At 63.2% G+C, this 22,256-nt stretch carries 18 protein-coding genes; 6 read left to right on the top strand and 12 right to left on the bottom strand.

The window, feature by feature from the left end; genetic code table 11:
* Positions 1 to 25 precede the first annotated feature (25 nt).
* From ACLB1G_RS24485 to ACLB1G_RS24465, 5 genes are all read right to left on the bottom strand, one after another.
* Positions 26 to 1,225, bottom strand: coding sequence for an ABC transporter substrate-binding protein (locus ACLB1G_RS24485; protein ID WP_491629871.1), 1,200 nt, complete (start codon positions 1,223 to 1,225; stop codon positions 26 to 28).
* 34 nt (positions 1,226 to 1,259) lie between these two features.
* Entirely contained in the window at positions 1,260 to 1,967 is a 708-nt protein-coding gene (locus ACLB1G_RS24480; protein ID WP_491629870.1) for an ABC transporter ATP-binding protein, read from the bottom strand.
* Positions 1,967 to 2,740: an ABC transporter ATP-binding protein gene (locus ACLB1G_RS24475; protein ID WP_491629869.1), complete on the bottom strand. Its 774-nt coding sequence runs from the start codon at positions 2,738 to 2,740 to the stop codon at positions 1,967 to 1,969. Before ACLB1G_RS24475 ends, ACLB1G_RS24480 begins: the two co-directional genes overlap by 1 nt.
* Before the next feature lie 158 nt (positions 2,741 to 2,898).
* Positions 2,899 to 4,524 (bottom strand): GMC family oxidoreductase, encoded by a 1,626-nt coding sequence (locus ACLB1G_RS24470; protein WP_491629868.1) that lies wholly within the window; start codon positions 4,522 to 4,524, stop codon positions 2,899 to 2,901.
* Between the two features lie 23 nt (positions 4,525 to 4,547).
* Positions 4,548 to 5,594, bottom strand: coding sequence for an NAD(P)H-dependent flavin oxidoreductase (locus ACLB1G_RS24465; RefSeq protein WP_491629867.1), 1,047 nt, complete (start codon positions 5,592 to 5,594; stop codon positions 4,548 to 4,550).
* 812 nt (positions 5,595 to 6,406) lie between these two features.
* Between ACLB1G_RS24465 and ACLB1G_RS24460 the strand changes: the two genes are divergently transcribed.
* Positions 6,407 to 7,177 (top strand): 5'-methylthioadenosine/adenosylhomocysteine nucleosidase, encoded by a 771-nt coding sequence (locus tag ACLB1G_RS24460; RefSeq protein WP_491629866.1) that lies wholly within the window; start codon positions 6,407 to 6,409, stop codon positions 7,175 to 7,177.
* A 375-nt stretch (positions 7,178 to 7,552) separates the two neighbouring features.
* On the opposite strand, the gene putA is transcribed toward ACLB1G_RS24460, so the two are convergent.
* A complete protein-coding gene (gene putA, locus ACLB1G_RS24455; RefSeq protein ID WP_491629865.1) occupies positions 7,553 to 11,194 on the bottom strand; it encodes a trifunctional transcriptional regulator/proline dehydrogenase/L-glutamate gamma-semialdehyde dehydrogenase in 3,642 nt (1,213 codons plus the stop codon).
* A gap of 212 nt (positions 11,195 to 11,406) precedes the next feature.
* Here putA and ACLB1G_RS24450 point away from each other — a divergent pair, with 212 nt between their 5' ends.
* Together ACLB1G_RS24450 and ACLB1G_RS24445 are read left to right on the top strand one after the other, a co-directional pair.
* The gene (locus ACLB1G_RS24450; RefSeq protein ID WP_008443393.1) at positions 11,407 to 11,862 is read left to right on the top strand and encodes an Lrp/AsnC ligand binding domain-containing protein; all 456 of its coding nucleotides are present in this window, start codon (positions 11,407 to 11,409) and stop codon (positions 11,860 to 11,862) included.
* Between the two features lie 60 nt (positions 11,863 to 11,922).
* Positions 11,923 to 13,491 carry a methyl-accepting chemotaxis protein gene (locus tag ACLB1G_RS24445; protein ID WP_491629864.1) on the top strand — a complete coding sequence of 523 codons (1,569 nt, stop codon included), beginning with the start codon at positions 11,923 to 11,925 and terminating at the stop codon, positions 13,489 to 13,491.
* On the opposite strand, the gene ACLB1G_RS24440 is transcribed toward ACLB1G_RS24445, so the two are convergent.
* Positions 13,488 to 14,453: a LysR family transcriptional regulator gene (locus tag ACLB1G_RS24440; protein WP_491629863.1), complete on the bottom strand. Its 966-nt coding sequence runs from the start codon at positions 14,451 to 14,453 to the stop codon at positions 13,488 to 13,490. The two genes, ACLB1G_RS24445 and ACLB1G_RS24440, sit on opposite strands and share 4 nt — an antisense overlap.
* Positions 14,454 to 14,613: 160 nt before the next feature.
* Between ACLB1G_RS24440 and ACLB1G_RS24435 the strand changes: the two genes are divergently transcribed.
* Entirely contained in the window at positions 14,614 to 14,895 is a 282-nt protein-coding gene (locus ACLB1G_RS24435) for a hypothetical protein (protein ID WP_491629862.1), read from the top strand.
* Between the two features lie 95 nt (positions 14,896 to 14,990).
* Here ACLB1G_RS24435 and ACLB1G_RS24430 read toward each other — a convergent pair whose 3' ends face one another.
* The 4 genes from ACLB1G_RS24430 to ACLB1G_RS24415 all read right to left on the bottom strand — a co-directional run bounded on the left by ACLB1G_RS24430 (position 14,991) and on the right by ACLB1G_RS24415 (position 17,441).
* Positions 14,991 to 15,245, bottom strand: a complete 255-nt coding sequence (locus tag ACLB1G_RS24430; protein WP_491629861.1) for a YfhL family 4Fe-4S dicluster ferredoxin — start codon at positions 15,243 to 15,245, stop codon at positions 14,991 to 14,993.
* A gap of 9 nt (positions 15,246 to 15,254) precedes the next feature.
* A complete protein-coding gene (coaD, locus tag ACLB1G_RS24425) occupies positions 15,255 to 15,746 on the bottom strand; it encodes a pantetheine-phosphate adenylyltransferase (RefSeq protein ID WP_491629860.1) in 492 nt (163 codons plus the stop codon).
* A gap of 97 nt (positions 15,747 to 15,843) precedes the next feature.
* Positions 15,844 to 16,485 carry a 16S rRNA (guanine(966)-N(2))-methyltransferase RsmD gene (gene rsmD, locus ACLB1G_RS24420; protein ID WP_491629859.1) on the bottom strand — a complete coding sequence of 214 codons (642 nt, stop codon included), beginning with the start codon at positions 16,483 to 16,485 and terminating at the stop codon, positions 15,844 to 15,846.
* Between the two features lie 59 nt (positions 16,486 to 16,544).
* Complete coding sequence (locus ACLB1G_RS24415) at positions 16,545 to 17,441, bottom strand: DUF6279 family lipoprotein (RefSeq protein ID WP_491629858.1); 897 nt, start codon at positions 17,439 to 17,441, stop codon at positions 16,545 to 16,547.
* Positions 17,442 to 17,466: 25 nt separating this feature from the next.
* Between ACLB1G_RS24415 and glmU the strand changes: the two genes are divergently transcribed.
* Entirely contained in the window at positions 17,467 to 18,831 is a 1,365-nt protein-coding gene (glmU, locus tag ACLB1G_RS24410; RefSeq protein ID WP_491629857.1) for a bifunctional UDP-N-acetylglucosamine diphosphorylase/glucosamine-1-phosphate N-acetyltransferase GlmU, read from the top strand.
* Between the two features lie 532 nt (positions 18,832 to 19,363).
* Here glmU and ACLB1G_RS24405 read toward each other — a convergent pair.
* On the bottom strand, positions 19,364 to 19,831 hold the full coding sequence (locus ACLB1G_RS24405) for an Lrp/AsnC family transcriptional regulator (protein ID WP_491629856.1): 468 nt from the start codon (positions 19,829 to 19,831) through the stop codon (positions 19,364 to 19,366).
* Positions 19,832 to 19,974: 143 nt separating this feature from the next.
* Between ACLB1G_RS24405 and glmS the strand changes: the two genes are divergently transcribed.
* Positions 19,975 to 21,804: a glutamine--fructose-6-phosphate transaminase (isomerizing) gene (gene glmS, locus ACLB1G_RS24400; RefSeq protein WP_491629855.1), complete on the top strand. Its 1,830-nt coding sequence runs from the start codon at positions 19,975 to 19,977 to the stop codon at positions 21,802 to 21,804.
* Positions 21,805 to 22,256 lie beyond the last annotated feature (452 nt).

Below are 22,256 nucleotides of genomic sequence, written 5' to 3'. Positions count from 1 at the left end.
TTGGGTTAAACAGGGAAACCGCCGCCTACTTCCACAAGGCGCACTTGGTCTCGGCCTTGGTCACATAGGCCTGGGCGCCGGGGATGGTGGCGACCAGCTTGTAGTAATCCCAGGGATATTTGGATTCCGACGGCTTTTTCACCTCCATCAAATACATGTCGTGGACGAAGCGCCCGTCCGGCCGGATCTCGCCATTCTTGGCGAACATGTCGTTGACCTTGCTGGCCTTGAGGTAGGCCATGACCTTCTCGCTGTTGTCGGTGCCGGTCGCCTTGACCGCCTTCAGGTAATTGCTGGCTGCCGAGTAGTCACCGGCCTGCAGCATGGACGGTTCCTTTTTCATCTTTTCGAAGTAGCGCTTGGACCAGGCCCGCGTGTCCGGGTTCAAGTCCCAGTACCAGCCGTCCGTCAGGTACATGCCTTGGGTCAGGTTAAGCCCCAATGAATGCACGTCATTGATGAAGATCAGTAGTCCAGCCAGCTTCATGCCCTTGGTGATGCCGAATTCGTTGGCGGCCTTGATGGAATTGATGGCGTCGCCGCCGGCGTTGGCCAGGCCCAGGATTTGCGCCTTGGACGCTTGCGCCTGCAGCAGGAAGGATGAGAAGTCCGAGGCCGACAGCGGATGCTTGACCGAGCCCAGCACCTGGCCGCCGGCCGCCTTCACCACGTCCGAGGTATCCTTTTCCAGCGACTGGCCAAAGGCGTAGTCGGCGGTCAGGAAATACCAGCTCTTGCCGCCCTGCTTGACAATGGCGCCGCCGGTGCCGCGCGCCAGCGCCACCGTGTCGTAGGCGTAGTGGATGGTGTAGGGCGTGCATTCCTCGTTGGTCAGGCGGGCCGATCCCGCGCCTATGGAGATGAAGATTTTTTTCTTCTCCGCCGCCACCTTGGCCATGGCCAGGTTGGCGCCGGAATTGGTGCCGCCGATCAGCATGTCCACGCCCTGCTGGTCGAACCATTCGCGCGCCTTGGAGGCGGCGATGTCGGCCTTGTTCTGGTGGTCGGCCGAGATGAACTCGATTTTCTTGCCGTTGATGTTGCCGCCGGCGTCGGCAATGGCCATCTTGATGGCCTCCGCCCCGCCCTGCCCGTCAATGTCCGTGTACAGGCCGGACATGTCGGTGATGAAGCCTATCTTGATGGTGTCGCCCGAGATCTGGGCGTGTACGCTGGTCGCGCCCATGGCGCAGGCTGCCGCGACGGCAAGGGTGGTACGTTTCATGTGGTCTCCGTTTCTTTAGGTTTGGGTGTTGCGCCTACACGCCCAGCAGCTCGGTCAGCACCGGCATCTTGGCGTTGAGTTCGGATGCAACAAAGGTCTCGACGATCTGACCATGCTCCATCACGTAAAAACGGTCCGCCAGCGGCGCGGCAAAGCGGAAGTTCTGTTCCACCATGACGATGGTGTAGCCCTTGGATTTCAGGGTGGTGATCATGCGCGCCAGGCCCTGCACGATGACTGGCGCCAGGCCCTCGGAAATTTCGTCCAGCAGCAGCAGGCGGGCGCCGGTGCGCAGGATGCGCGCCACCGCCAGCATTTGCTGCTCGCCGCCCGACAAACGCGTGCCCTGGCTATGCCGCCTTTCCAGCAGGTTGGGAAACATCTCGTAGATTTCCGCTACCGGCATGCCGGCTTCGCGCGTTTTCAGCTGCGGCGGCAGCATCAGGTTTTCCTCGGTCGACAGCGAGGAAAAAATGCCGCGCTCCTCGGGGCAATAGCCCACGCCCAGGTGCGCCACCTTGTGCGTGGGCAGGCCGATGGCTTCCTGGCCGTGGATGCGGATCGAGCCCTTGCGCGCGCCGGTCAGGCCCATGACGGCGCGCAGGGTGGTGGTGCGGCCGGCGCCGTTACGGCCCAGCAGGGTCACCACTTCGCCCGGCTGCACCGCCAGGTTGACGTCGTGCAGGATGTGGGATTCGCCATACCAGGCCTGCAGCCCGGTAATCTCCAGCGCGGCGGCCATCAGTGCGCTCCTTCCAGCGCGGTGCCCGCTTCTGTACCCATATAGGCTTCCATCACCTGCGGGTTGCGCGACACGTCCGCATAGCTGCCCTCGGCCAGCACGGCGCCGCGCTGCAGCACCGAAATCTTGTCGCAGATGCCGGACACCACCTTCATATTGTGCTCGACCATCAGGATGGTGCGGCCGGACGAGACTTTCTTGATCAGCTCGGTCACGCGGTGCACGTCCTCGTGGCCCATGCCCTGGGTGGGTTCATCGAGCAGCATCAGCTCCGGCTCCATGGCCAGGGTGGTGGCGATCTCCAGAGCACGCTTGCGGCCATAGGGCAGGTCGACCGTGACGGCGTCCGCGAAACCGGCCAGGTCGACTTCGGCCAGCAAGGCCATGGCGCGCTCGTTGAGCTGGTTCAGGGAACGTTCGCTGCGCCAGAAATGGAAGCTGGTACCGAGCTGGCGCTGCAGGCCGATGCGCACATTCTGCAGCACCGTCAGATGCGGGAACACGGCGGAAATCTGGAACGAACGTATCACACCCATGCGCGCAATCTGGGCTGGCCGCGCCGCCGTGATGTCTTTGCCGTTGAACAGGATCGCGCCTGAGCTGGGCACGAGAAACTTGGTGAGCAGGTTGAAGCAGGTGGTCTTGCCCGCACCGTTGGGGCCGATCAAGGCATGGATGTGGCCGCGCTCGACGGAAAGATTCACGTCATTGACCGCTGTGAAGCCCTTGAATTCCTTCGTCAAATTTCTCGTTTCCAAGATAACGCTCGACATACCGTCTCCCAGTTATTTTGCGAACCGCATAAATTCGTCCAGCGATCATAGCGACTAACAAATTAGCCAACAATACCGTACAACTACGGTCTTACTTTGATCTACACCAAAGCGAACGCGCATATTTCTTGACAAACCAGGGGCACTTTTTTCACTGCTCACTTCCAGGCGGCGCGCACCAGCTCCGCCGCCCTCTCGGCGATCATTAACGTGGGAGAATTGGTGTTGCCGGAGGTGATGAATGGCATGATAGAAGCGTCTGCAATCCGCAACCCCGCCACCCCGATCACGCGCAACTGGCTGTCCACCACGGCGCTGGCATCGTCCGCGCGGCCCATCTTGCAGGTGCCGACCGGATGGAAAATGGTGGTGCCTATCACGCCGGCGGCTTGCGCCAATTCCTCTTGCGTCTGGTATTGCGGACCCGGCTTGTATTCCTCCGGCGCATACTTCTTCAGCGCGGGCGCGGCCACGATGCGGCGCGTCAGCGCCAGCGCGTCGGCCGCCACCTTGCGGTCTTCCGCCGTGCTCAAATACATGGGCGTGATTTTGGGCGGCGCATAGGCATCGGCGCCCGACAGCCGCACGTGGCCGCGCGAACTTGGACGCAAGTTGCACACGCTGGCCGTGAACGCCGGGAACCCGTGCAGCGGATCGCCAAACTTCTCCAGCGACAGCGGCTGCACGTGGTATTGCAAATTGGGCGAGGCCTGCTGTTCATCCGAACGGGCAAACACGCCCAGCTGCGAGGGCGCCATCGACATGGGCCCGCTCTGGAACATCGCATACTCCAGGCCGATGCGCAGCTTGCCCCACCAGTTGGCGGCCGCCGTGTTCAGGGTGCGGGCGCCGCGCACCTTGTAGACCATGCGCAGCTGCAGATGGTCCTGCAGGTTCTCGCCCACGCCGGCGCGGTCCAGCAGCGGCTGCACGCCGTGTTCGCGCAGCATGGACGCCGCTCCTATGCCGGACACCTGCAGGAGATGCGGCGAACCGATGGCCCCAGCAGCCAGCATCACTTCGCGCGTACTGGACGCCACGAATCGGGTGCCGCCGCCAGTGAAGACCACGCCGGTGCAGACCAACCCGCGCTCGCCCTGCTCCAGCGTCAGCCGTTCCACGTGGCAGCCCGTCATGATGGTGAGATTGGAGCGCTGCGCGGCCGGCTTCAGGAAGGCCTTGGCCGTGTTCCAGCGTATGCCGCGCTTCTGGTTGACGTCGAAATATGCGGAGCCAAAATTGTCGCCGCCGTTGAAATCGCTTACCTTGGGGATGCCGCTCTGCTCGGCCGCATCGCGGAAGGCATCCAGGATATCCCAGGACAGGCGCTGCTGCTCGACGCGCCACTCCCCGCCCGCGCCATGCGTGTCCGAGGCGCCGCGATAATAATCCTCGCTTTTCTTGAACAGGCGCAGCGCTTCCTCCCAGCGCCAGCCCGGATCGCCGCACTGCTCGGCCCAGCGGTCATAGTCGCCGCGCTGGCCGCGCATGTAGATCATGCCATTGATGGAGGAACTGCCGCCCAGCACCTTGCCGCGCGGGTAGATCAGGCTGCGCCCGCCCAGCCCGGCGTCGGCCTCGGTGCGATACAGCCAGTCGGTGCGTGGATTATTGATGCAATGCAGGTAGCCGACCGGGATATGTATCCACACGTAATCGTCCTTGCCGCCGGCCTCGATCAGCAGCACGCGGGCCAGGGAATCGCCGCTGAGCCGGTTGGCCAGTACGCAGCCGGCAGTGCCGGCGCCGATGATGATGTAATCGAACTCTCCCGCTGCTTCCAAATCGGCTCCTTGCAAGATGGTTGCTAACGGCCTTGGGCCGCTTTCGTCTCCTTCACCAGCGTGGCGACGAGTTCGGCCACGGGCATGGGCCGGGCGCGCCGCACTTCGGTGCCGCACCACAGCGACATCAGTTCAGTCTCGCCGCGCCTGGCTGCTTCCGCGCGCAGGGAGCCCGTCAGTGCATTTTGCACTGGATAGGCTGGAAACTGTTGCTGGAATGTCGATGTTTCCACAATAAAGCGGTTTTCCAGGCCCCGGGCGTAGCGTCCGGAGAACGCACGGGTCTGGCGGGTGGGCTGGCCGCCCGCTTCCAGCAGCCGCTTTTTGTAATCCGGCTGGATGCCGGACTCGTCCGCAACGAGGAAGGCGGTGCCCATTTGCACGGCCCGGGCGCCCAGCGACAAGGCCCTGGCGATGTCGCCGCCATCCATGATGCCGCCGGCCGCAATCACGGGGATGTCCACGGCCGCCACCACCCCGGGCAGCAATTCCCACAGGCCCAGTGTCGCGTCTTCCTGGGCGCCGATGAAGGTGCCGCGGTGGCCGCCGGCCTCGATTCCGGACGCGATCACGGCATCGGCGCCCCGCTCCTGCCAGGCCAGCGCCTCGGCCACGTGGGTGATGGTGCCGATCACAACGATGCCAGCCGCGTGCAGGCGCTGGATCTGCTCCCTGCTGAGGATGCCGAAGGTAAAACTGGCCGCGGCCGGGCGCAGTTCGACCAGGGCCTCGAACTGGGCGCCGAAGTCTTCACACCACTTGGCAGGACGGGGCAATTCGCTCCACCCCAGCGAGGTCCAGAACGGTTTCAGCAATTCGACAGCGGCCTGCACTTCTTCCTCACTGGGCTGGGGCGTCTCCAGCACGAAGAAATTCAGGCAAAACGGTCGGTCAGTAAGCGCTCGCACCTGCGCGGTCTGGCTTTTGATGGTCTCCGGCGACAGCAGCGAGCAGGCCAGCGAACCTAGAGCGCCGGTATTCGACACGGCGGCAACCTGGGCCGGCGTATTGGCGCCGCCGGCAGTCGGCCCCTGGATAATGGGATGAACGTAGAGATCCTGTAACGGCATGGTAGCCCTTTCTACCTGTTGATAAGTCTATGGATATCCACAGGTGGCATATGTGAGTAAGCAAGGTGTAAACCGGAGAGTCCATTTTTATCCAGAAAAAGACCCCCCTGCCATACAAGGTTTACGCGCCCGCTTATGCTTGAGGTAAACAGCTGATTTTCCTGCGTTAACCCGACTTATCCACAAAAAAAGTCCGCGTTAACAACTACTACTATTTTTATATACAGCTTTAGAGTAAACCATGAGCCGCGTGTCGTGCAAAACCGGATTTGGGCGACTTCGTCGCGCGAGATGTGTCGTGCCGGCAACTTGCTTGGCAGCCATGTTTTCATGCTTGCAGACGCTGCCCAGCAGCTGGAAATGACGGTCAGTCTTGCGCGACTGTGGATAAGCGACTGGATATCCACAGTAACAGTTTGTGAGCAACGCAAGACTTCTCACCAGACCGCTTTTTTATACAAGATTGATCCCGCCTTCCTACAGCGCTTATGCAAGCGCTTATCGTTCGCGTAAACAGCTGATACGTAAACGTATACAGGACTTATCCACAAGCAGAACCGCGTTTACTACTACTACTATTTTTATATAAAGTTCTTGTAAACAACTAAAACGCAAAAGCTGCGGACAGCGGGGAAAAATGACGGCCTGGCGCCGTGTTTAAATCGCCTGCTCGCTGTCGCGACAGGCGCTGGCACGCAAGGACGGCCTCAAAACGCGCCGGAAAGGCGACTTTGCTGTGGACAAGGCCGCACATGCCCACAGCCCAGCTACCGCGCTACAATGCTTTCTGCTCAACAAAAAACGGGTTGACCATGCGCTTAGGCATCATCAGTGCGTTGGCTGAAGAACAGCAGGGGCTGATAGAAGCCATGCAGAGCCCCTACAAGCGCTTGCACGGCATGCGCGAGTACACAGCAGGGAGACTGTGGGAAATCGACGCTGTGTGCGTTTTATCGCGTATAGGCAAGGTTGCAGCGGCCATGACTGCCGCCATCCTTGTGGAGAAGTTCGGAGTTACCCACATCGTCTTCACCGGCGTGGCCGGCAGCGGGTCTTTGGATGTACATGTGGGCGACCTGGTGGTCGCGGAATCGCTGCTACAACATGACTTCGACGCCAGCCCCCTGTTTCCGCGCTTTCAAATCCCGCTGACGGGCTTGTCGCACTTCGAGACCGATGTCGCCTTGACGGACAGTTTGGCTGGTGCTGCCCGGCAATTCCTGCAACACGGTCTGGAAACGGCTGTGCACGCGTCCGAGCGGCAGGACTTCGGCCTGGATGCTCCCCGGCTGCACCGCGGCCTGATCGCCAGCGGCGACCAGTTCATCGGCAAGCACAGCCAGATTGCCGCGCTGCAGGCCGATATCCCCGGCTTGCTGGCGGTGGAAATGGAAGGCGCGGCCGTGGCCCAGGTCTGTTTCGAGTTAGGCATTCCGTTTGCCGTGATACGCACCATCTCCGATAACGCCAACGACCACGCAGCCATCGACTTCATGCGCTTCGTCAAAACCGTCGCTTCGCGCTATGCCTTAGGCGTCATCCGGAATTTCTGCGAAATAAAAGCCGGGACCAGCCCGGCTTGAAATAAGTTGGTGTCTGTAAGTCGGTGTTGGATCTGTAAGTCGCTAAATCGGTGTCCGCTAAGTCGGTGTCTAAGTCGGTGTCAGATCTGCCATTGGTATAAGTCGGTGTCAGATCTGCCATTGGTACATCAGCACGCCTAAGTCGGTGTCAGATCTGCCATTGGTACATCAGTACGCCAGAATAAGCAGTCTCATGTACCAATGGCAGATCTGACACCGATGTAGACAGATCTGACACCGATGTAGACAGACACCGATGTAGACAATGGCAGATCTGACGCCGATGTAGACAACACCGATGTAGACACCGGGGGAGACACAGGGTCAAAAAAGCCGGGGCCAGCCCGGCTTAGGTACAGCTCTGTGTGCCAGAGATCAGGCGGCGTCCAGCGTCATCAGGCTGGCGTTGCCGCCGGCAGCCGTGGTGTTGACGCACAGGGCGCGTTCGGCCAGCAAACGCCACAGGGGGATGTGGCCGTCAGCCGTGGTGGCTATCAGCCCGACCAGGGCGCCGTCGCGTGCCGCCAGCTGGGTGCGCAGGGCGCCCACCAGGCTGGTTTCCACCAGCGCGATCTGGAAGTTGGCCTGCTCCAGGTCGGCCACCACCTGCACCCGGTCTTTCACCGGCGCCGGCAGGTCGCCCGGCAGCAGGTGCGAGCTGTCACCGGGCACCAGGGCGATATTGCCGGTGGCCATGGCGGCCGCCAGCTGGTTCAGCAGGCCATCCTGGGTGGCCGCCGCGCAGACCACGGCGCCGCGCGAGGCCATGGTCAGCGTGTTGCGTTCGCCGGTGGGACCCGGCAGCACGGTGCTGCTGCCCAGCAGGGTGCAGCGGGCGTATTCTTCCGCCAGCTGCGCGGCGCGCGTCTTGCCCTGCTTGCTGGCCCAGACCGTGAAGGCGTCCAGCCCCGCTGTCGGATGGCGCTCGTGCTTGACGTCCACCAGGGCGTTGCGTTGCAGGCGCTTGAGGTACAGCGGGCCGCCGGCCTTGGGACCGGTGCCGGACTTGCCTTCGCCGCCAAACGGCTGCACGCCCACCACCGCGCCCACGATGTTGCGGTTGATGTAGATATTGCCCACGTGCGCGCTGGCGCTGATGTAGGCTATGGTCTCGTCGATGCGCGAGTGCACGCCCAGGGTCAGGCCGTAGCCGCTGCGGTTGATCTGGTCGATCAGCTTGGGCAGGTCGGCGCGCTGGTAGCGGATGACGTGCAGCACCGGGCCGAACACTTCGTGCTTGAGCTCGTCCAGGGCGCGGATTTCCAGCACCGTTGGCGCGACAAAGGTGCCGGACGAAGCCGCGCTGGCGGGCAGCTCCAGCGAATACGAGCTGATGGCGCCGGCCTTGGTACGGGCTATGTGGGCCAGCAGGTTTTGCTGCGCCTCGGCGTCGATCACGGGGCCGATATCGGTCACCAGCCGGTCCGGATTGCCGATCTTGAGTTCCTGCATCGCGCCCTTGAGCATGGCGATGGTCTTGTCGGCGATATCTTCCTGCAGGAACAGCACGCGCAGCGCCGAGCAGCGCTGGCCCGCGCTGTCGAAGGCCGACGAAATCGCATCCTGCACCACCTGCTCCGGTAGCGCCGAGGAATCGACGATCATGGCGTTCTGGCCGCCGGTTTCTGCGATCAGCGGGATGTCCACGTTTTCAGCGGCGGCGCGGCGCGCCAGGGTGCGGTTGATCAGCTGCGCCACCTCGGTCGAGCCGGTGAAGATCACGCCCTTGACACGGGCGTCCTCGCACAGGCGGGCGCCGACCACGTCGCCGCGGCCGGGCAGGAATTGCAGCGCGGCGCGCGGAATACCGGCTTCGTGCAGCAGTTCCACCGCGCGGTAGGCGATCAGCGGGGTCTGCTCGGCCGGCTTGGCCAGCACCACGTTGCCGGCCGCCAGCGCGGCGGCGGCCTGGCCCGTGAAGATGGCCAGCGGGAAGTTCCACGGGCTGATGCACGTCACCGGCCCCAGGGCCAGCGCATTGGTTTCGCCGCGCACCTGGGCGCCGTAGTAGCGCAGGAAATCGACCGCTTCGCGGATCTCGGCCACGGCGTTGGGCAGCGACTTGCCGGCCTCGCGCACGGCCAGCGCCATCAGTTCCAGGCGGTGCTGCTCGAACAGGTCGGCGGCGCGGCCCAGGGCGGCGGCGCGCTCGGCCGGTTCCGTGGTCTGCCAGTCCATGGCGTACTGGCTGGCGCTGGCCAGCGCCGTTTCCACGTCGGCCGCGCTGGCTTCCACCAGTTCGCCCACGATGTCGGTGCGCTGGGCCGGGTTGGTCACGGCCAGCACCGGCTGGCCCACGCTGGCCTCGCCCGCCAGCAGCGGCGCGGCGCGCCAGTTGCGCGGCGCGGCCAGGGCCACGGCAATCTCGCGCAGCACGTCTTCATTCGACAGGTCCAGGCCGGCCGAATTGGCGCGCTCGGCGCCGAACATGGCCAGCGGCCGGGGGATGCCCGGATGCGGCAAGCCGCCCTGGGCGCGCGCCACCGCCACCGGGTCCTGGATCAGCGAATCGATGGGGATGTTTTCATCGACGATCTGGTTCACAAAGGAAGAATTGGCGCCGTTTTCCAGCAGGCGCCGCACCAGGTAGGCCAGCAGGGTTTCGTGGGTGCCGACCGGGGCGTAGATGCGGCAAGCCTTGTCCAGGTTGTCCTTGCCCACCACCTGGTCGTACAGCGATTCGCCCATGCCGTGCAGGCACTGGAATTCGTAGTGGCTGATGTTGTCGCGCTTGGCCCAGGTGTAGATGGTGGACAGGGTCTGCGCATTGTGGGTGGCGAACTGGGCGTAGATGACGTCGGTGGCGGCCAGCAGCTTGCGCGCGCACACCAGGTAGGACACATCGGTGTAGACCTTGCGCGTGTAGACCGGGTAGCCGGGCAGGCCGTCGACCTGGGCGCGCTTGATTTCCGCATCCCAGTAGGCGCCCTTGACCAGGCGCACCATGAACTTGCGGCCGCTGCGGCGCGCCAGGTCGACCAGGTAGTCGATCACGAACGGGCAGCGCTTCTGGTAGGCCTGCACCACGAAGCCGATGCCGTCGAAACCGGCCAAGGAGGGGTCAAAAGCCATGGCTTCCATCAGGTCCAGCGACAGTTCCAGGCGGTCGGCCTCTTCCGCGTCGATGTTCAGGCCGATGTTGTAGTGCTTGGCCAGCTGCACCAGCTTGACCAGGCGCGGCAGCAGCTCGGCCATCACGCGCTCACGCTGGGCGCGGCTGTAGCGCGGGTGCAGGGCCGACAGTTTCACGGAAATGCCGGGACCGTCCTGGATGCCGCGTCCATTGGACGCCTTGCCGATGGCGTGGATGGCGTGCTCGTAGGACTTGTAGTAGTTGGCCGCGTCGTGCTCGGTCAGGGCGGCCTCGCCCAGCATGTCGTAGGAATAGCGGTAGCCGCGCGCTTCGTTGTCGCGCCCGTTCTTGATGGCTTCCTCGATGGTCTGGCCGGTCACGAACTGGTTGCCCAGCATGCGCATGGCCAGGTCCACGCCTTTGCGTATCAGCGGTTCGCCACCCTTGGCGATCAGCTTGGTCAGGGCCGAGGTCAGGCCGTTTTCGCTGGCGGTGCCGACCAGCTTGCCGGTGATCAGCAAGCCCCAGGTGGCGGCGTTCACGAACATGGACGGCGATTCGCCCAGGTGCTTGCGCCAGTCACCCTTGCTGATCTTGTCCGCGATCAGGCGGTCGGCGGTGGCGCTGTCGGGGATGCGCAGCAGGGCTTCGGCCAGGCACATCAGGGCGATGCCCTCCTCCGACGACAGCGAAAACTCGTGCATCAGCGCATCCACACCGGAGGCGCGGGTACGCTGGGCGCGCACCTGGGCTACCAGCTTGTGGGCCAGCTGCCGGGTCTGTTGTTGCGTTTCTGCAGCAGTGTTGCCAATTTGCGCCAGCAGCCACTGCACGGCATCCACTTCATCGCGGCGGTAGGCCGCCGTGACGGCGGCGCGCAAGGGAGTGGGATCGGGCAGGATTTCAGCCTGCAGGGTGGCGAACGGAGAGAACGCTGCGTGCATAAGAGACTCTTTTCAAAGGGAAAATCAGTGATCAGTTCAGGCGTGCATGGACCACCGCGCGGCAGGCCGGCGGCGATCAGGATACGAACTGCGGATGATTCGATTGTAAAGCGGAATCTTCTGGATTAATTCTGGTATTGCTAAGGACTAGCAAAAGATAGTTTTTGATGCGACAATTTGACCAAATAAAATTAATTTGGGGGATACCCGGAATGCTGGACAAGATCAGTAAGAAAATCCTGATGGAACTGCAGAGCGATGGCCGCATCAGCAACGTGGAACTGGCCGCGCGCGTCAACCTCTCTCCTGCCGCCTGCCTGGAGCGCGTGCGCAAGCTGCACGAATCCGGCTACATCATGGGCTACACGGCCCAGCTCAATCCCCAGCTGCTCGATGTCTCGCTGCTGGTCTTCATCGAGGTGGTGCTGGACCGCACCACGCCGGAAGTGTTCGACGCCTTCAAGCACAGCGTCCAGGTCATCCCCGAGGTGCTGGAGTGCCACATGGTGGCCGGCGGCTTTGACTACCTGGTCAAGGCCCGTGTCAAGGACATGGCCGCCTACCGCGAATTCCTCGGTAAAACCCTGCTTCAGAAAGGCGTGCGCGAAACCCATACCTACGCCGTCATGGAAGAAGTCAAGAATACCACCAAGTTGCCCATAAAATAGCAGTAGAGAAACAAAAAAGATGGGCCGCGGGCCATGGCCCGCCAGCACAACGGGGGAGACATGAAGCAATTGCAACACAAGTTGGTGCAGCGCGGAGTTTGGCTGTTGGCGGCGGCGGCAGGCGGGACTTGCCTGGCCTACCTGGCCCAGTGGGCGGCGGGCAATGCCGCCGGCGCCTGGATAGGCGCGCTGCCGGCCGCGGTGGCCGGCGCCCTGATCTACAAGTTCGGCTCGCGCGCCACGGCCGGCCAGGATGGCGTGCGCCACTTCGCCCATACCGTGGGCAGCGAAATCGACGCCATCATGATAGGCGCGGCCGAGACTTCCTATTTTGTCGACTCGGTCAAGAAGAAGATCGAGCAGGATGTGCGCACCGCCAGCGGCGTGGCGCAAAGCACCGACCAGAACGCCCGCACCACCGAGCGCATTGCCGCCAACGCCGAGCGCGCCGCCCGGGTGGCGGCCCAGGTGCGCAGCGAAACCGTGGCCGGACGCGCCGAGATCGACCAGGGCCTGAAGCGCATCAGCAGCGCCCGCAGCGACGCCCAGGAAGCCGCCTCCGTGATGACGGGACTGCAAGCCAATTCACGCCGCATCTATGGCTTCACGGAAGCCATCAGCGAGATCTCGGCCCGCACCAATTTGCTGGCCCTGAACGCCGCCATCGAGGCCGCGCGCGCCGGCGAGCAGGGCCGCGGCTTTGCCGTGGTGGCCAGCGAGGTGCGCCAGCTGGCCCTGCGCACCAAGGAAGCGACCGACGAGATCAGCCAGATGGTGCGCGAGATTAACGAGCAAGCCGAGCGCGCCGCCAGCGGCATGACTTCGCTGGCCGGGGTGGTGACGGAGGCGGCCAAAAACGTGGAAACCGTGCACGGCCTGCTGGGCAATATAGAACGCTCGTCGGGCGAGTCGGAACAGGAAATCGGAGAAATTGCGCGCGCCTCGCGCGAGCATGTGGCCACCACCGAGGAAATCGCCACCGCCATCGCGGACATCCGCGACAGCATGCTGTCCACCGACAAGGAATTGCCGCGCGCGGCCAGTTCCGCCATGGCCCTGGCCGAGCGCGCCGAAATCATTGCCGGCGCCCTGGGCGAGTCCAGCATGGAAACCGAGCACGACGCCATCCGCGACGCCGCCCAGCAGGCTGCGGCCGAAGTCGGCCGAATTTTCGAGCATGCCATTGCCTCCGGCAAGATCACGCGCGAGGCCCTGTTTGACCGCCACTACGTGCCCATCCCGAACACCGACCCGCCCAAGCACACGACCAAATTCGACAGCTTCACCGACCGCGTGCTGCCGGAGCTGCAGGAAGGGCTGCTGCGGCGCATGCCGCAGCTGGCCTATGCGGGCGCGGTGGACAACAATGGCTATTTCCCCACCCACAACAAGAAGTTTTCCCAGCCGCTGACAGGCAATTACGATATCGACATCGTCAACAACCGCACCAAGCGCATCTTCAGCGACCGCACGGGCAAACGCTGCGGCTCGAATACGAAGCCCTTCCTGCTGCAGACATACAAGCGCGATACGGGCGAGGTCATGCACGACCTGTCGGCGCCCATCTATGTGAACGGCAAGCACTGGGGCGGTTTCCGCATCGGCTACCGCTCCAGCAGCAAGGTTTAATCGCTGTTGCGGGCCGGGCCTGGCGCCACGCTGCGCTGGGCCTGCGAATTCATTCCTTCCAGGTGCATGCGCAGCCATTTGTGGGCCGGGCTGCGGGCATCGCGTTCATGCCACAGCATGTCCAGGTGCACGGCTGGCAAGGTGAACGGCAATTCCTTGTGCACCAGGGCGTCCGTCATGCCGGTGGCGGCAATCAGGTGGCGCGGCAGCACGGTGATCAGGTCGGAGTTGGCCACCACCCGGCCGGCCGTGAAGAACTGGTTCACGGTCAGCAGGATGCGGCGTTCGCGCTGCAGCTGGGCCAGGGCCTCGTCCACCAGGCCGTGGGCGCGGCCGGAGAAGCTCACCAGCAGGTGGTTGGCGGCGCAATAGTTTTCCAGGGTCAGCTCGACCTTGGACAGCGGATGGTCGCGCCGCATCACGCACACGTATTTACCGGAATACAGGCGCTCGTGGCGGATCGGGGAGCCGGTCTCGTAGGACAGCTGGGCCGCCACGCCGGGGAAGAAGCCCACCGCCAGGTCGATATCTCCGCGCAGCAGCATGGGACGCGGCTCGCGCGTGGTCAGCGGCACCATGCGCACGTTCACGCCCGGCGCCTCGCTCTCGATGGAGCGCATCAGCGACGGCAGCCACATGGCGGCGGTGGCGTCGGCCATGGCCATGCGGAAGGTGGCGTGGGCGGCCGAGACGTCGAAGGTTTCGGGCGCCACGGCCGCTTCCAGGCTGGCCAGGGCGCTGCGCACCGAGGGCCACAGCGCTTCCGCGCGCGGGGTCGGCTTGACGCCGTAGGCGGTGCGTATCAAGAGTTCGTCGCCCAGGCTCTCGCGCAGCCGCTTGATGGCGTTCGATACGGCGGGCTGGGTCATGGCCAGGTGGCCGGCGGCGCGGGTCAGGTTTTGCTCTGTCATCACCGCGTCGAAGACGCGTAACAAATTCAAGTCCAGCGTCAGAAAGCTCATAGGGGGTCAGCGGTAAAGGTTAATGAGAGGAGAAATACGCTTTTCTGGCGATTGTAGCCTGCCCCATTCATCAAACGTATATTAATTATGGGGAAAGGAAATTGGATACTTATGTTGCGCTGCACTATAGTGACATTGATTCTAAATGTACGCGCATACCATGTCCACCATCATTGCATTTGTCCAGACCCTCAACCTGGTCGCCACCGTCCAGCTGGCGCTGGTCCTCGTCGTCGCCGCTTCCCTGCTACTGCTGTTCAAGCCCATGTTGCGCGGCATCGCGCGCGCCCTGCTGCTGATCGTCAAGCCCAAGCTGAGCAAGGAAGAACGGCTGTACCGCCGCCAGATGCACGACGCCATGCTGCTCAACAGCATGCTCAATAACATGGACGGCGCACCCAGCCACGCTGCCGAGCTGCGCGCCCTGGCCTCGCGCGCCTGACAGGCGTCTCACAGACTGCCCCGGCCGCATGCAGCGGGCGGCCAGCGCCAGCGGCGCCGGCATGGCTTGCACCCAGGTCCGGGGAATTCAGGAATTCAGGCCTGGCCGGCCTGCAGGCGCTCATACTTGGCGCGCAGCTGTTCCTCGGACTCTTGCCAGTCCGGGTTGATGGGGATGCACTCGACCGGGCACACCTGCACGCATTGCGGCTCGCCGAAGTGGCCCACGCATTCGGTGCATTTGTTCGGATCGATTTCGTAGTATTCCTGGCCCATGTGGATGGCGTCGTTCGGGCACTCGGGCTCGCACACGTCGCAATTGATACATTCGGCGGTAATCATCAAAGCCATGGCGACCCCTCACTCGCCGCGGGTCGCGGCGATTTTCTTTTGCAGCCAGCGGTCCACCGACGGGAACACGAACTTGGACACGTCGCCGCCCAGCTGGGCGATCTCGCGCACGATGGTGCCGGAAATGAACTGATACTGGTCGGACGGGGTCAGGAACAGGGTTTCCACGTCGGGCAGCAGGTAGCGGTTCATGCCGGCCATCTGGAATTCGTATTCGAAGTCGGACACGGCGCGCAGGCCGCGCACGATCACGCGTGCATCGTTCTCGCGCACGAAATCCTTGAGCAGGCCGGAGAAGCTCTCCACCCGCACGTTCGGATAATGGCCCAGCACTTCATTGGCGATGGCCAGCCGCTCTTCCAGCGAGAAGAAAGGTTTTTTATTCTTGCTGTCGGCAACACCCACCACCAGCGTGTCGAACAGGCCGGATGCGCGGCGCACCAGGTCTTCGTGACCACGGGTCAGCGGATCGAACGTGCCCGGATAAACAGCTACTACCATTGCGGCTCCCTGCGGTTGCACCAAGTTAGACGCGCATTATGCCTCAAATCCGCACGTTGCCTTAAGTTGAGGCGGTTTTGACGGCGGATGCCCGTTGTTAGGCAGCCGTTTCCTTGCATTTTAATAAATGATAAAACACCATGCCGGCTTTGTCAGCTCGCACTATCTCCCAGCCAGCCAGCCATTCCGGCAGTGCCTCGGGATCGAAGGCGGCGTCCGACTCGGCATACACCAGTCCACCCGGCGCCAGCAGCCTGGCGCACAGCGGCAGCACGCGCGGCAGCAGTTCCTGCTGGTAAGGCGGATCGAGGAAGACCAGGTCGTAGCGCTGGCCGCGCGCGGCGGACGATTGCGCCAGGGTGATCGCGTCGGCGCGCAGCACCTGCACCTTGTCGGCCTTGAGCTTGGCCTTGATGGCCTCCAACTGCTGGACCACGGGGCCGTGGCTGTCCACCAGGGTCACCGATTGCGCGCCGCGGCTGGCGGCCTCGAAGCCCAGCGCGCCGCTGCCGGCAAACAGGTCCAGCACGCGGGCGTTGGCCCAGTCGCCGTCGCGCAGGTGGTTGATCCAGTTGAACACGGTTTCGCGCACCCGGTCCGGGGTCGGACGCAGGCCGAGCGCGGCCAGTACCGGCAGCGGCGTGCGCTTCCAGCTGCCGCCTATGATGCGCACCTGGTTGCTGTGCTGGGGACCGTGGACCGGCGTCCTGGCGGGCTTTTTGATGGACTTCTTCTGCATGGCCTGTTGTAAGTGCTTGATTCAACAGGCCACTATACCACGACGGCTGCTGGCGCTGGTCAGCGGGCCTGCCCCGCCAGGGTGTTGAAGTCGTCTATCCAGCCTTGCATGCGCTGGTGGGCGTGCAGTTTCTGGGCCGGGGTGGCGATGCGGATGGCGGTCAAGATCATTTCCGCCGTGGCCTGGTTGTAGCTGTTAAAGAAGGCGCTGCGCTCGGAGTGGTCCAGGCGCTCGAAATTGTCCTTGATGGTGGCGCTCAGCAGGGCCATGGTGGCCTCCTTGCCCAGTTTCTCGCGCTGGACCTTGCGCGCCAGCGCCACGATGGCTTTCTGGCGCCGCATGCGTTCCTCCAGCCAGACCTGGTTGTCCAGCGGCCGCGCATCCGAGGCCTTGCGCAGGGCCGCTTCCTGCTCGCTGGTGAAGCTGCCGAACCACAGCTCGAACTGTTCCATGGCCTTTTTGTAGCGGTATTTCTGCTGGGCTTCGGCGTCACCCTTCATGTTCTTCTTGCGGAACTCGGCGTTGTTGGACGCGAACTTTTTCTCCATCTGGTCGATCTGTTCCGGCTTGAGGGAGCGGGCCAGGTCGGCCAAGTCCGGCAGGGCTTCCATCAGCAGGGTCTGGGTGCGCTGCTTGATGTCCTGGTAGTCGGCCAGCAGGTCGGCCGTGGTTGGCGTGCCCTGCAGCTGGTGCTGGGCTTTCTGCAGGATCTGGGCGTAGTCGCGCAGCTGGGTGGTGCGGTGCCAGTGGAACAACTGGTCGATATCTTTCTTGACCCAGCCCTTCTGTTCCGCGTCCAGGTCCACATAGCCGTCCAGCCACCAGTACAGCAAGGTATCGCCATTGTTGTAGGCCAGCTTGAGCGAACTGCAGCCGGCCGCCAGCACCATGAGCAGGATCAGCACTATGCTGCGCAGGGACCAGCGGCCCGGATTCACCATGGTAGACTTTTGCATTTATCACTCACCTCATCAAGCGCATATGAACGTAGTTATCCTCGCCGCCGGCATGGGCAAACGCATGCAATCCGCTTTGCCCAAAGTGCTGCATCCGCTGGCAGGCAAGCCGCTGTTGTCGCACGTTATCGATACGGCGCGCTCCCTTGCTCCCGGCCGATTATGCGTGATTTATGGACACGGCGGCGCAGCGGTGCTGGAGCTGCTGGCCGCCCAGCCGGAGCAGGTCGCCACGGCGCTGCAGGAACCGCAGCTGGGCACCGGCCACGCCGTCATGCAGGCGCTGCCGGCACTGGACGACGCCGCCCCCACCCTGATCCTGTACGGCGACGTGCCGCTGACCAGCGCCAGCTCGCTGCGCGCCCTGGCCGAGGCGGCCGGCAACGACAAGCTGGGCATCCTGACCGTGGTGCAGGACGATCCGTTCGGCCTGGGCCGCATCGTGCGCGAGAACGGGCGCATCGTGCGCATCGTCGAGCAGAAGGACGCCACCGAGGCCGAGCGCGCCATCAGGGAAATCAACAGCGGCATCATGATGGTGCCGACCGTGCGATTGAAGCAGTGGCTGGCCGCGCTGAAGAACGAGAACGCCCAGGGCGAGTACTACCTGACCGACATCGTCGCCATGGCCGTGGCCGACGGCGTGGAAGTGGTCTCGGCCCAGCCCTCGGCCCAGTGGGAAGTGGCCGGCGTGAACAGCAAGCTGCAGCTGGCCGAGCTGGAGCGCATTCACCAGCGCAACACCGCCGCCCGCCTGCTGGAGCAGGGCGTTACCATCATGGACCCGGCCCGCATCGACGTGCGCGGCGAGCTGGTGTGCGGGCACGACGTCACCATCGATGTCGGCTGCGTGTTCGAAGGCAAGGTCGAGCTGGCCGATGGCGTCAGCATCGGGGCGCACAGCGTGCTGGTCAACGCGCGCATCGCGGCCGGGGCACAGATCAAGCCCTTCTGCCACATCGAGGAAGCGGTGGTGGGGCCGGCCTCCATCATCGGGCCGTATGCCCGCCTGCGGCCCGGCACCGAGCTGGCCGAGGACGTCCACATCGGCAACTTCGTCGAAGTGAAGAACAGCCAGGTTGCGGCCCACAGCAAGGCCAACCACCTGGCCTACGTGGGCGATTCCACGGTAGGCTCGCGCGTCAACATCGGCGCTGGCGCCATCACCTGCAATTACGATGGCGCCAACAAGCACCGCACCGTGATCGAGGACGACGCCTTCATCGGCAGCGACAGCCAGCTGATCGCCCCGGTCACGGTCGGCAAGGGCGCCACCATAGGCGCCGGCACCACGCTGTCCAAGGATGCGCCGGCCGGCAAGCTGACCGTGTCGCGCGCCCGCCAGGTGTCCATCGACGGCTGGACCCGCCCGGTCAAGGTCAAGAAGTAAGGTTACAAGCGTCCGTGCACGGCGCCCTGCGGGGCGCCGTTTTGTTTTGTGCATAACGGTGTGGGTAAGTCGTGCGCAAGCGCTGGAAAACGTGTGGGGAACCTGGGTCACTCCTGCAAGCAGCTCATGGGGTAGTGCGCGATTTTGATTGGAACAGCTCGCTTTGCGCAAAATGTGCATAACATTGTGGGTAAGCCTGCTCGCCAGTGTGGGAAAGGGCTGGATAAGTGGCGCATAACTGCATGCACGTGATTGCACGGTGTGAATAAAGGTGTGGAGAAGCTTGTGCATAGTGCTTGGGTAAGCGGTGTGTAAGTCCACGGTGATGGTTTCCCCGGTGAGGATGAGGGTGCGGCCACGTTTTTCCCCTGACGGCAGGGACTTCCGGCGTAATGTGGATAAGGTTGTGGCTAACCCTGTGATCAGCCTTGGGACAAGGCCGGGAAAACCCGGTGCATAAGCTGAGGGCAAGCCATGTATAAGCCTCTGGACATCCTGTGCCCAGGGATGGGATAACTGTGTATAACTTTGTTTACAACTCGATGCGGGTCTCGAATTTGCTGCGGAAAGTGGAGAAATAAGCCTTCACATTGCGGACGTTGGCATGGGCCGCGAACAGGCGATGCGCCAGGGCGTGGTAGGCCTGCATGTCGGCCACCTGCACCACCAGCACGAAGTCCGGGCCGGGCGCGACACGGTAGCATTGCAGCACGGCGGCTTCGTCGGCCACCAGCTGCTCGAACTCGTCCATGCGCTCGGCGGCCTGCACGTCCAGCGAGATTTCCACGATGGCGGTCAGTCGGACCCCCACTTTTTCCGGCGCCACGATGGCGACCTGACGCTCGATGACGCCGTTTTCCGTCAGCTGCTTGACCCGCCGCAAACAAGTCGGCGCGGAGACGTGCACTGCTTGTGCCAGCTCGCTGTTCGTTTGCGATGCATCAAGCTGCAGGGCGTTGAGGATGCGACGATCAAGATCGTCCAGTTCGGTATGCGGCATTTGCAAAATCTTCAGGTGAAAATGAAATATTATTTCTTGGTGAGTACTTGGTGATATTTTATTTCAAATATCACGACAAATAGAAAGCATATTTCAAACGCCCTGCTCTACGATGCCCCATCGATTACTCAACGAGGTATCCCATGTGCGGCATCGTCGGCGCGGTAGCGCAACGCAACATCACCCCCATCCTGGTCGAAGGCTTGAAGCGCCTGGAATACCGCGGCTACGATTCCTGCGGCGTGGCCCTGCACGTGGATGGCCAGCTGCAGCGCTCGCGCAGCACCTCGCGCGTGGCGGACCTGGAAAAGCAGATCAGCGACGCCCACCTGGCCGGCTTTACCGGCATTGCCCACACCCGCTGGGCCACGCACGGCGCGCCGGCCTCGCACAATGCCCACCCGCACTTCTCGCCCTCGGCCGACCAGGCCCGCATCGCCCTGGTCCATAACGGCATCATCGAGAATCACGACGAATTGCGCGCCGAGCTGACCGCCTTGGGCTATGTGTTCCAGAGCCAGACCGACACCGAAGTGATCGCCCACCTGGTCGACCACCTGTACAACGGCGACCTGTTCGACACCGTGCAGCACGCCGTCAAGCGCCTGACGGGCGCCTACGCCATTGCCGTGTTCTGCCGCGAGGAACCGCACCGGGTGGTGGCCGCGCGCCAGGGCTCGCCGCTCATCGTCGGCCTGGGCAAGGGCGAGAACTTCGTCGCTTCCGACGCCATGGCCCTGGCCGGCACCACCGACCAGATCATTTACCTGGAAGAAGGCGACGTGGTCGACCTGCAGCTGGGGCGCGTGTGGATCGCCGACGCCAACGGCAAGCAGGTGCAGCGCGAGGTCAGGACCGTGCAGGCCCACACCGGCGCCGCCGAGCTGGGCCCCTACCGCCACTACATGCAGAAGGAAATCTTCGAGCAGCCGCGCGTGATCGGCGATACCTTGGAAGGCGTCACCGGCATCATGCCCGAGCTGTTCGGCGACGGCGCCTACCAGGTCTTCAAGCAGATCGACCGCGTGCTGATCCTGGCCTGCGGCACCAGCTACTACTCCGGCCTGACCGCCAAGTACTGGATAGAATCGGTGGCCCAGATCCCGGTCAACGTCGAGATCGCCAGCGAATACCGCTACCGCGACAGCGTGCCGCACCCGAACACCCTGGTGGTGACCATCTCGCAGAGCGGCGAAACGGCCGACACGCTGGCCGCCCTCAAGCACGCGCGCAGCCTGGGCATGGAGCACACGCTCACCATCTGCAACGTCGCCACCAGCGCCATGGTGCGCGAATGCAAACTGGCCTACATCACGCGCGCCGGGGTGGAAGTGGGCGTGGCCTCGACCAAGGCCTTCACCACCCAGCTGGCGGCGCTGTTCCTGCTGACCCTGAGCCTGGCGCAAGTCAACGGCCGGCTCAGTGACGAGCAGGAAAGTGCGCACCTGAAAGCCATGCGCCACCTGCCGGTCGCCATTGCCGCCGTGCTGGCGCTGGAACCCCTGATCATCGCCTGGGCCGAGGACTTCGCCCGCAAGGAAAACGCCCTGTTCCTGGGACGCGGCATGCACTACCCGATCGCGCTGGAAGGCGCGCTCAAGCTCAAGGAGATTTCCTACATCCACGCCGAAGCCTATCCGGCGGGCGAGCTGAAGCACGGCCCGCTGGCCCTGGTGACGGAAGAAATGCCGGTGGTGACGGTGGCGCCCAACGACGCCCTGATTGAAAAGCTCAAGTCCAACATGCAGGAAGTGCGGGCGCGCGGCGGCCAGTTGTACGTGTTTGCCGACGTCGACTCGCGCATCACCCCGGGCGAGGGCGTGCACGTGATCCGCCTGCCCGAGCATTACGGCCTGCTGTCGCCCATCCTGCACGTGGTGTCGCTGCAGCTGCTGGCCTACCACGCGGCCGTGGCGCGCGGCACCGATGTGGACAAGCCGCGTAACCTGGCCAAGTCGGTGACGGTGGAGTAAATTCTGGACGAGTCGGACCCAAGTGTAGGCGGGAAATAGATACGCTCGTTTGACTATGTCTAGAAGCTTGCGTTTTGGAGGCTGAAATCATAGCGGACCCAACTCCAGCCTAAGCAGGAAGGCTTCTATTTCCCGCACCATTTAGGCAAGTCAAATGGGGAAACCGTCCCCATGAAGGCTCGCTCATCAGGAGCGAGATTCCAGGTGCTGTGCTGTACCGCCCGATGGTGGAGCTACGTAGACCAAAGACTTGGAGTCGCTGTAATTACTGTGTTTCTCCAGGCTGCAATATTGACTTCAACGTCCGTCGTTCACGCTATCGAAATTTGGACGAGCCACCGAAACGAGGTCCCTGTATTCGATGAAGGCATCTAGGTGTTTAGTTCCGTGCGATCATATCCCTCGTCGTAGCTGGCCTTTGTTTCGCGCCAAGGTCATACTGGAGGAACTGA

Source organism: Duganella kummerowiae, from assembly GCF_053572355.1.
Note: the sequence above shows the minus strand (reverse complement) of the source record. Positions and strands in the feature narration are given on the sequence as shown.